Annotated in this window: 10 protein-coding genes and 1 riboswitch; of the genes, 1 reads left to right on the plus strand and 9 read right to left on the minus strand. The window is 35.5% G+C overall.

What is annotated here, in order from left to right; translation table 11 throughout:
• The first annotated feature begins 37 nt into the window (after positions 1–37).
• Positions 38–364: a YciI family protein gene (locus tag ACTCDL_RS10480; RefSeq protein WP_463176428.1), complete on the plus strand. Its 327-nt coding sequence runs from the start codon at positions 38–40 to the stop codon at positions 362–364.
• 67 nt (positions 365–431) lie between these two features.
• Here the strand turns inward: ACTCDL_RS10480 and ACTCDL_RS10485 are convergent, their stop codons facing one another.
• The 9 genes from ACTCDL_RS10485 to dapB (ACTCDL_RS10525) form a co-directional block, all read right to left on the minus strand.
• Positions 432–2,099, minus strand: coding sequence for a ribonuclease J (locus ACTCDL_RS10485; protein WP_463176421.1), 1,668 nt, complete (start codon positions 2,097–2,099; stop codon positions 432–434).
• Positions 2,100–2,739: 640 nt separating this feature from the next.
• Positions 2,740–3,621, minus strand: coding sequence for a 4-hydroxy-tetrahydrodipicolinate synthase (gene dapA / locus ACTCDL_RS10490; RefSeq protein ID WP_463176422.1), 882 nt, complete (start codon positions 3,619–3,621; stop codon positions 2,740–2,742).
• Positions 3,622–3,638: 17 nt separating this feature from the next.
• Entirely contained in the window at positions 3,639–4,877 is a 1,239-nt protein-coding gene (dapG, locus tag ACTCDL_RS10495) for an aspartate kinase (RefSeq protein WP_463176423.1), read from the minus strand.
• A gap of 14 nt (positions 4,878–4,891) precedes the next feature.
• Complete coding sequence (locus ACTCDL_RS10500) at positions 4,892–5,896, minus strand: aspartate-semialdehyde dehydrogenase (RefSeq protein ID WP_463176424.1); 1,005 nt, start codon at positions 5,894–5,896, stop codon at positions 4,892–4,894.
• A 123-nt stretch (positions 5,897–6,019) separates the two neighbouring features.
• Complete coding sequence (locus ACTCDL_RS10505) at positions 6,020–6,613, minus strand: dipicolinate synthase subunit B (protein WP_463176429.1); 594 nt, start codon at positions 6,611–6,613, stop codon at positions 6,020–6,022.
• Positions 6,614–6,963: 350 nt separating this feature from the next.
• Complete coding sequence (gene dapB, locus ACTCDL_RS10510; RefSeq protein WP_463176425.1) at positions 6,964–7,755, minus strand: 4-hydroxy-tetrahydrodipicolinate reductase; 792 nt, start codon at positions 7,753–7,755, stop codon at positions 6,964–6,966.
• A 107-nt stretch (positions 7,756–7,862) separates the two neighbouring features.
• Positions 7,863–8,456 carry a dipicolinate synthase subunit B gene (locus tag ACTCDL_RS10515; RefSeq protein WP_463176430.1) on the minus strand — a complete coding sequence of 198 codons (594 nt, stop codon included), beginning with the start codon at positions 8,454–8,456 and terminating at the stop codon, positions 7,863–7,865.
• 188 nt (positions 8,457–8,644) lie between these two features.
• Positions 8,645–9,532, minus strand: coding sequence for a dipicolinate synthase subunit DpsA (dpsA, locus tag ACTCDL_RS10520; RefSeq protein ID WP_463176426.1), 888 nt, complete (start codon positions 9,530–9,532; stop codon positions 8,645–8,647).
• Between the two features lie 150 nt (positions 9,533–9,682).
• Positions 9,683–10,477, minus strand: coding sequence for a 4-hydroxy-tetrahydrodipicolinate reductase (gene dapB / locus ACTCDL_RS10525; protein WP_463176427.1), 795 nt, complete (start codon positions 10,475–10,477; stop codon positions 9,683–9,685).
• A gap of 181 nt (positions 10,478–10,658) precedes the next feature.
• Positions 10,659–10,834: riboswitch (Lysine riboswitch) on the minus strand.
• Positions 10,835–10,972: the final 138 nt, after the last annotated feature.

The following is a 10,972-nucleotide window of genomic DNA, read 5'->3' on the forward strand; positions in this document are numbered from 1 at the left end:
GAGAGGACTAAAGCATCTTTTATTCCCCTCTCCTGATATGAGGAGAGGGGTTAGGGGTGAGGTGGGTTTTATATTACATTCTAAAGTTGTTTATCTATACATTAAGCCACTTGAAGATGTTGATAAAAAATTAGAAGAACATATAGATTATTTGAATAAATATTATTCACTAGGAAAATTTATCTGTTCGGGAAGAAGAAATCCCAGAATAGGTGGAGTTATTCTTTGTAATGCAGAGACTAAAAAAGAAGTTAACCAAATAATTCAAGAAGATCCCTTCTACATAAATCAAATTGCTAAATATGAAATAATAGAATTTTCACCTACAAAATATGCTAATGGTTTCGAAAAATTTATCAAATAAAATAACAAAATTTATATATTTAAATATATAAACTCAGTTAGTAGTATACTACTAACTGAGTTTATAATTATACTTCCATAATAATCGGTAATATCATCGGTCTTCTTCTAGTTCTACTATATAAGAAATCATCTAAAGAACTTCTAATCTTAGATTTTAACACTGACCACTCAGTGATATTATGCTCTTCACACTCTGATAATGCTGATTCTACTTGACGAGTGGCTTCATAGATTAAATCTCCTGACTCTCTAATATAGACAAAACCACGGGAAATAATATCAGGACCAGCCATTATTTTTCCTTTTCTATTGATTGTTACAACTACCATCAATACCCCATTTTCAGAAAGTAGCTTTCTATCACGTAATACAACACTACCTACATCACCAACGCCTAAACCATCTATTAGAACTCTTCCTGACTCTACACTACCACTTTGATAGCCCTTCTCAGAAGTTAAAGCAATCTTGTCACCCAAATCAGGGATAAAGATATTCTCCTTAGGGATTCCTACACGTTGAGCAAGCTTTGCATGTAAATGTAGGTGGCGATACTCTCCATGAACTGGGAAGAAGTATTTTGGCTTAGTTAGATTTAACATCAACTTCAACTCTTCTTGACTAGCGTGACCAGAGACATGAACACCTGATAGGGCTTCATAGATAACATTGGCTCCACGTTTAAATAATTGATTGATTGTTCTACCAACAGCTCTGGCATTCCCAGGAATAGCTGTAGCAGAAACTACAATAGTATCACCATTCTCAACACTGATCTGATGATGGTCTCCTCTAGCCATTCTAGTCAATGCAGCCATACGTTCCCCTTGACTTCCAGTCATCAATAAGACTACCTTATCTTCTGGGAGAGTACTAATATCCTTTAAGTCTATCAATAATCCTTCAGGAACTTGTAAATATCCTAAATCTAAGGCTATGTGGACATTATTAACCATACTACGGCCACTTAAAGCAACCTTACGTCCATATTTTACAGCTGCATCAAAGACCTGCTGAATACGATGGATATTTGAAGCAAAGCTAGCAATAAAAAGCTTCTTCTCCGCTTCACTAAAGCTCTCGTCAATCGTCTTACCGACTTCCTTCTCCGACATAGTAAATCCTTCTCGCTCTACATTGGTACTATCAGAAAATAGTGCCAATACTCCTTTGCTACCCAATTCAGCTAACTTATGGATATCAGCCATCTTTCCATCAATTGGAGTCTGATCAAATTTAAAGTCACTTGCATAGACCAAAGGTCCTGCTGGAGTATGGATAGCTAAGGCACAAGAATCCGCAATACTATGATTTACCCTAATAAATTCAACCTTAAATGAAGAGACTTGCACCGAATGACCTGGATAAACATGCCTTAAATAAGTGTCCCCTAACATATTGTGTGATTTTAACTTTCCGCTTAACAGTCCTAAGGTCAACTTAGTCCCATAGACTGGAACATTTAATTCCTTCAATACATAAGGTAAAGCTCCTATGTGATCTTCGTGACCATGAGTAAGTACTATTCCCTTAACTCTATCTTTATTTCTAATCAGATAAGAGATATCTGGAATTACTAAATCAACTCCATAAAGCTCATCCTCAGGAAACTTTACACCAGCATCAACTATTAAAATCTCATCATTTGCTTCAACTACCATCATATTTTTACCGATTTCCCCTAGTCCCCCTAAAGGAATTACTGTAACTTCTCCTATTCTATTGTTTGACATTCTTTTAACAAACACCTCCGCAATATTAACTTTCATTTTCATTTTCTTTTTCTCTTATATTCACTTATCCCGTCTTCGCATCTTATAAATAAGAAAATATAGATTACATATGAATATTTATTTATTAATTAAATTTTAATCAGTCAATTCCATACAGCTAAGCAACTATAAAAAATTTTAAACTTTTTGCCACAAATCCACACAGATAAACACAAATTAGAATAAATCAAACTAACAATTAGCAAAAAATATAAAAATATCAATCAATACTTATTGATTTTTAATAAATTTTTATAGTAACTAATAATTCTTTTCATTTCATTTTAGGGCTAGATATCTATATCACCCAAATAATTATTCTAACTTTACACTTATGAAATCTCCTGAAATTAATAATCAGAATTAAATTACCTATAAAGCAGCCCGATGATAAAATTATAAAGTAAAAATACAGTTAATACTAGTCCGCTTTCTTCTTTTTTCTAACCAATAAAAAGACAATATAAATCCCGTTCTAATTACTCTACTTTTTATTATAAATTATTTCACTTATAAATACAAGTAAAGTTTGGTTTTTTCAATAAAAAAAGAGAAATGGTCGTTAGCAACCATTTCTCTTTTCTTCAATTTATATATTCTATTAATCAATCAAATTGTACTCCGCTAAGACATCCTTTAATTGCTGATCTAATTCTATGTTAAGCCCTACTAATGGTGGTCTTAATCCTCCTACCTCTTTACCTACCAAATTTAAAGCTGCTTTGATAGGAATAGGATTTGTACTAATAAACATATTAGTAAATAATTTATTTAATTTAGCATTTTGCTGGGCTGCTTCTTTAATCTTACCTGCTTTAAAATCACTAATCATTACTTTAAGTTGATTGCCAACTAGATGAGAAGCTACACTTACTACCCCCTCTCCTCCGATAGAAAGAATAGGTAAAGTCAGACTATCATCACCACTATAGATCTTAAAGCTATCATCAGTTAGACTTCTAATCTTAATGGCTTGGTCAAGATTCCCACTTGCTTCCTTAACAGCAACAATATTGTCAATTTCTGCTAATTTAGCAATAGTTTCAGGTTCAATATTTCTACTGGTTCTGCCAGGGACATTATAGAGCATAACTGGTAAATCAGTTGCGTTAGCTATCATCTTGAAATGATTGTATAAGCCTTCTTGTGGGGGCTTATTGTAGTATGGAGTTACCAACATTACCCCATCTACTCCAATCTCTTCAGCTTCTTTAGTAAAGTCAATACTTGCTTGTGTAGAGTAAGAACCTGTTCCAGCAATTATCTGTGCTTTATCACCTACTGCCTCTACTATCACTTCTAATAACTTCTTCTTCTCTTTACCACTTAGAGTAGGAACTTCACCAGTAGTACCCAAAACTACCAATCCATCAGAACCATTATTTACTAAGTAATCTGCCAATTTTGTTGCTTGCTCATAGTTTATCGTTAAATCCTCATTAAAAGGAGTCACCATTGCCGTTAATACTTCACCAAAGCTCATCTGAGCACCTCCAATCCTTAATCACCTAAAGAAAATTTATCATGTAAAGCCCGTAAAGCCTTTGCTTCATCATCTATCTTAATCAAACAAGAAATAGTAGTATGGGAATCTGTAGTTTGATAAATTGCAATTCCAGCTTCTGTTAATGCATCTACCACTCTAGCCATGATTCCTGGTACCCCTGTCATTCCTGCACCTACTACAGATATCTTAGCAAAATCTTGAAAGACCTCATATTTATATTCCTGTACCGTTAATAAGCCACAGGCTTCTTCCACAGCATCTTTATTGACCATAAAAGTAATCAAATCAGGTCGAACATTGATAAAATCAACACTTATGCCTTCACTAGCTAGTTCTCTAAAACAACCTAAGACACTGGCACTCTCTAAGAGGATATGATTTTCAACCTCTTGTTGAGGCATAATCTTAAATAATGCCATATTAGCACGGCTTGTTACACCACTAACAGGTCTATCTCCTTTAATCTCTATATCATCCTGTTTGAAAGCATCTGATATTACCGTACCTTGAGCATCACTAAAAGTAGAACGAACAATCACTGGCACCCTCTCCCTCATAGCTATCTCAGCAGCCCGAGGATGGAGTACCCTAGCACCTTGATAAGCTAGCTCACAGACCTCATTATAGGTCACATGCTTTAAGGTCTTAGCATTTGGCACAATACGCGGGTCAGCAGTCATCACACCCTCAACATCGGTATAGATTTCCACCATCTCCGCATGTAAAGCAGCGCCTAAAGCACATGCGGTTGTGTCAGAGCCCCCACGCCCTAAAGTAGTTATCTCTCCACTTTCAGAGATTCCCTGAAATCCTGCTACTATAGGGATCTTCTTATCCTCAAGCACATCTAATATCCGCCTAGCATTAATCTCTTTAATTCTGGTATCTCCAAAGTTCTCATCAGTGATAATACTAGCTTGAGCCCCTGTTAATGGCTCAGCTTCATAACCCCTTTTTCTTAACGCTTGAGTGATAATTACTGTAGAAATGACTTCACCACAGGACATTAATAAGTCCTTTGCTCTAGGATCTATTGTCTCATGTACATCCTGAGCAAAATTTATTAAAGTATCAGTAGCGTAGGGAGCACCATCTCTTCCAATAGCTGAAACGACTATCACAGGTCTATATCCCTGATTGATAGCATTGATAATCTTATCGATTACCTGCTCCCTTCTTTCAGCAGTGGCCACCGAGGAGCCACCAAACTTCTGTACTACTATATTAGGCATTAGCTCACCCCATTTTATCCTTGAACCAGCCTCTCAGCAATTTGAATCGTATTTAAAGCAGCTCCTTTTCTTAGGTTATTAGCTACAATCCATAGATTTAATCCCTTTTCAATAGTATTGTCCTCTCTAATTCTACCAACTAATACCTCATCATTATTCTCAACATCTATTTGCATTGGATAAGCTAGCTCTTCTGGCTTATCCACTACACTTACTCCAGGAGCATTATCTAACAATTCTTTAGCCTCTGAGACTGTCAATTTATCTTTAGTCTCTATATTAAGTGATTCAGCATGACCATAAACAACAGGAACTCTAGCTGCTGTAGCGGTAACCTTGATGCTGTCATCACCCATAATCTTCTTAGTCTCGTTAACCATCTTAATTTCCTCTTTAGTATAGCCATCATCAAAGAAAATATCAATATGTGGCAATACATTAAAAGCAATCTGATAAGGATATACTTCTGACTTAACCTCTTCATCAGCTAAAATAGCTTTAGCCTGTTCTCTTAACTCATCAATAGCTGCTTTTCCAGTTCCCGACACTGCTTGATATGTCGATACAACAATTCGTTCAATACCTACTTTATCATAGATAGGCTTTAAAGCTGCTACCATTTGAATTGTAGAACAGTTTGGATTAGCAATAATTCCTTTATGTTTAAAGATATCCTCTGGATTTACCTCTGGAACTACTAAAGGAACCTCTGGGTCCATTCTCCATTGACTACTATTATCCACAACAACTGCACCTCTTTTAGCAGCCTCTGGAGCAAACTTCTTACTAGCACCAGCCCCTGCACTAAATAATGCAATATCTACACCTTCAAAAGATTCTGGAGTAGTTGCTTCTACAGTATATTCCTTACCCTTACAAGTCATCTTCTTTCCTGCAGAACGTTCACTTGCTAATAACTTCAAATTATCAAAAGGAAAGTCTCTCTCTTCTAAAATACTCAACATCTCTCTACCTACTGCTCCAGTTGCACCTACTACCGCTACATTATACTTCTTCATACTCAATACCTCCCAAATTAGTTTAGTTTACAGTGTACAGTTTACAGTGTACAGTTTAAAATCATTAAAAAATCTTTTTGGTCTTTAACTGTCAACTATTCACCGTCAACTGTTAACTGCTCTTTATATTCCTCTGTACTCAATAAATACAGGTTGTATCTGCTTACTTTCTACTGCATACTCAATAGCATCTACAATTAAATCCATCCTTGCCACTAAAGAATTAGGCTTAGCAATAGGATTATCCTGCCCTAAGGGAACTAAATAAATATTTGAAATATTCATTAACAATCCAATATTTTGAGCATTATTGCCTAAGCCATCATTAGTCGCAACTGCCAAGACTACTGGTCTTTGATTTCTCAAATGGGCTTTAACAGCCATCGTTACTACTGTATCTGTGATACCATTAGCTATTTTAGCTAATGTATTACCAGTACAAGGAGCCACAACTACTACATCTAATAACCCCTGTGGTCCAATTGGTTCAGCCTCTGGAATAGTAGTAATCGGTTCATTTCCTGTTATATCTATAACTTGGCTTCTCCACTCTTGGGGAGTACCAAAACGAGTCTCATCCCTTAGTATACTCTCTGATAGGAGCGGAAAGACCTCAGCCCCTTTTTCTACTAAATCTTTTATAATTGGTAATACCTTAGCTAAAGTACAATGGGAACCGGTTAAAGCAAATCCAATCTTCTTACCAGCAAAGTTGATAGACAAGCACATGCACCTCCTTTGGTAAAAACTGTTTTAAGTTAAATCAATAACAGTATATGTACTACCACTTAGAGTAGTGCTTGTCTGTATCATTTTATTATAGTCATTCAACTTTATTAAGGAAAGCTACATATAATATTGTATATATTAAGGTACTTTAATTCTAAGATTAAGCCTAAGATTGAGTAGACCCTAAACCCTTATTTTAATCTTCTACTCAGGCTTAATCTTAAACTTAACTTAAACATCTATAATTATAACATAAAACTAAAGCTATAAATGATAAAATTAATTATTTTATCTAATATAACACTCATCACTCATTACTCATAACTCGTCACTGCATCTTAAATATCAATTAAACTTTCAACACCATAAACCACACCTTCAATCTCATCGATTCTGTTAATTGCCAGCTCTAAGCCTGGCATAAAGGATTCTCGACTGATTGAATCAAAGCGTATAGTTAGCGTCTGACCTAATCCCCCAAAGATAACCTCTTGGTGTGAAACAAATCCAGGCAGACGCACACTATGGATATTAACTCCATTCATCTCTCCACCCCGTACCCCTGTTATCTTCTCAATCTCATCAACATTATCTTTATCTTCGGATAGAACTTCACCAATTAACTCAGCAGTCTTGACTGCAGTTCCCGAGGGCGACTCTGCCTTACGATTATGATGTAGCTCTATAATCTCTACATTTTTCATAAATTTTACTGTTTTCTTAGCAAATTGCATCATTAATACTGCACCAATGGCAAAGTTTGGTGCCATAATAATCGAATTCTTACCCTTGCTTAACTTCCTGATTTCAAGCAACTCTTCTTCAGAGATACCAGTAGTACCAACTATCATATCTATACCCTGATTAACTGCTACCTGAATATTATCAGCTACAACCTCAGGAGTAGTAAAATCAACCACCAAATCTGGTTTAACAGCTTCTAAAACTGAAGGTAAATCATCATCTATCTCCATAGTCGGAGCATCTAATCCTAAAATCTGATGAATGTCCTCTCCAACCCTACTAACATCAACTGCTCCTACCAATTCAAAATCTTGCTTTTGAGCAATCATCTTGACTACAGTTCTTCCCATATTACCATTAGCACCAACAACTACTATCCTTTTCACAATCTCCACCCCACTTCTTAGTTAAAAGTTGATAATTGATAGTGGATAGTTATAGGTTCATTCTTAACTATCAACTATCCACTATACACTATACACTATCAACTAATTCATACTCCTTTATGTTCAATCACAACAGGTTGCAGCTGTTTACCTTTTAAAGCATATTCAACTGTATCGACCACCAAATCCATTCTTGATACTAAAGAATTTGGTTTGCCCTCTGGTGCATCTTGACCAAAAGGAACAAAATAAAGATTTGGAGTATTGATTAAATAACCTATATTTTTAGCATTATTACCCAGTCCATCATTGGTAGCAATCGCTAAAATAACAGGTCTTTCATTTCTAAGCTGAGCTTTGATTGCCATCACCACAGCAGTATCTGTAATAGCATTGGCAAGTTTAGCTGTAGTATTCCCAGTACAAGGAGCTACAACAAGTATATCAAATAAATTGTGAGGACCAATAGGTTCAGCCTCTGGAATAGTAGTAATCGGTTGATTTCCTGTTATATCTATAACTTGGCTTCTCCATTTTTCAGGAGTACCAAAACGTGTTTGATGGGTCAATACCGCTTCAGATAAGATAGGGGTAAGTTCAGCACCCTTAGCTACTAACTCTTCCATTACAGGCATTACTTTAGCTAATGTACAATGAGAACCTGTCAAAGCAAACCCAATCTTCTTTCCTGTAAAATCAATTCCCATAGATAAGCACCTCCTATAAGAGCAGTGAATAGTGAGCAGTGAATAGTGATTAGTTACAATCAAAAACAATTAGCTATTGTTAAATATTTCTAATAACTACTGCTTCTTAAATTTAATATCTCTTCACTATCCTCTGTTCTTTATTATTTGTTCTTTGTTCTCAACTTTTCACTCTTCACTTTTTACCCTTCATTTAATATTATTCGAGGGATAACCTTACCTAAAATCTGTCCTGCACTCTTAGGAGCAACCTTTCCTGGCAGACCCAAAGCTAACTCTGCCTTAAGACCTAATCTTTTGGCTGCTTCAAAATCTGTACCTCCAGGGTAAGAGGCTAAATCGATGATTATAGCATCCTTTTTAACATGTTGTAATAGCTCTTCATCTAATATTAAAACTGGAACGGTATTAAAGATAAAGTCTGCTTTAGATATCTCTTGCTCTAAATCCTTAAAAGCAACCTGTTCAAATCCCATATCTAAAGCTCTAGCAAAGTCCTTGTGCTTACGTGCTACACCATAAACCTTGCTTCCCATTCCTTTTAACATTCTAGCTAGGCTAAAACCTACTCTACCCAATCCTAAAACAAAAGAATTGTTACTATGTAAAGTAATTGGCATCTCACTCATTGCAAGCTCAATAGCACCTTCTGCTGTTGGAATAGCATTCAGAATAGCTACTTCATCTAAGGCAGCCAACTCTGTCAACTCTATCCTATACTTTTGCGACCAGTCTTTAATCTCTGGTTGAGCAAAACCGATAAAGAACTTAGTTCCAGCTTTTAACCTTGAGAAGAAATCTTCAGTTAAAATTACTTCTTTATCCACAAAGGTCTTCTTGACTTGAAGCTTCTCATCAGTTCCTGTCATGGGAGCTATTACTGCTATTACATCATCATCAATACCTTCTAGCGAAGCAACCACTTCTATACTCTCAGAGTCAATCCCAGGAGGTTGGCCGATAGTCTGCAAAACTGCTCCTTGATCTAATAAGATAGATATCAACTCTATTTCACGAGCATCTCCACCTAATAGAGCAATCTTCTGATTAACTAAACTCTCAGTATTCAATATTTATCCCCCTTTCTTAAATTAATCAATAACATTATATGTTTAAGGTACTTAAGTGTGCTTGTCTATGGGGAATTAATTTTCAGTTTGAGTTTAAGAAGAACTAAAAATCATTTAGGCTTAATCTTAACCTTGAACTCAATCTTGATCTTATAAATCAATTACATTATCAAGTCCATAAACTACCCCTTCAATCTCATCTAGCCTTCTAATAGCTAGCTCAACCCCAGGCATAAAGGACTTGCGATTGATTGAATCATGCCTAATAGTCAAAGTCTGACCTAAGCCACCAAAGATAACCTCTTGGTGAGCTACTAAGCCTGGCAGACGAACACTATGAATATGAATATTATCATGTTCTCCACCACGTGCTCCAGAAATCTTTTCAATCTGCTCTATCTCATTCTTATCTTTTGTTAGATTTTCACTGATTAATTCAGCAGTCTTAATTGCTGTTCCTGAGGGAGCATCAATTTTACGGTCATGATGTAACTCTATAATCTCAACATGATCCATAAACTTAGCTGCTTGCTTAGCAAATTGCATCATTAAAATTGCTCCAATAGCAAAGTTAGGTGCAATAATTATCTTATTAGCAGTAGCTTGATTCATTTCTTTAATTCTATCTAAATCAACCTCTGTAATACCAGTAGCACCAACAACTATATCTATCTCTTTCTCCATAGCTGCTTTAATATTATCCATAACTACTGTTACATTGGTGAAATCCACCAACACATTGGCATCAGTCTGCTCTAGAGTTAGTGCTAAATCATCACTTATCTCAACAGCAGGAGCATCTATTCCTAAAAGTTGATGAATATTTTCTCCAACATTACTAATATCTACAGCCCCTACCAATTCAAAATCCTCTTTTTCACTAATCATTCTAATAACCTCTTGCCCCATCTTTCCATTGGCTCCAGTTACGATTATCTTCTTCATTTTCTCACTCCTTTAATTTCAGTAATGAGTAACAGATGAGGAGTAAAGAGTAAAAAATTTAATAATAATTATTAGCAAATATCTATACTCTATACCCTTACTTCCTGCTCCTTATTATTTAGTATAACATAAATAAAAGCGATTGGTAGTACTACCCAATCGCTTTATCAAGATAAAATAGCGATAAGATAGCACCCCACTAGAAAGACTAGTGACAGTTCTGTACCTATTAAGCACAGACCCAATCTAATTAGCTTAGCCACGCAAACTAGATTTCGGCAGTAATCCCTTTTATTATAGTTCATCGCTGACTAGCTCCCTATAACTACTGATGATTCCTGCACCTCAATCTTAATCCTAATATTATATTCACTTATAAAAACAACAGTTTAAAAATTCTAAATTGCAATAATAAATTGAACTAATCTCAAACTGTAATAATATGGATGTCTAGTTATATATGATATCTCTTAACTGATCTTCAAAGGATTCATC

Source organism: Orenia sp. (genome assembly GCF_055140805.1).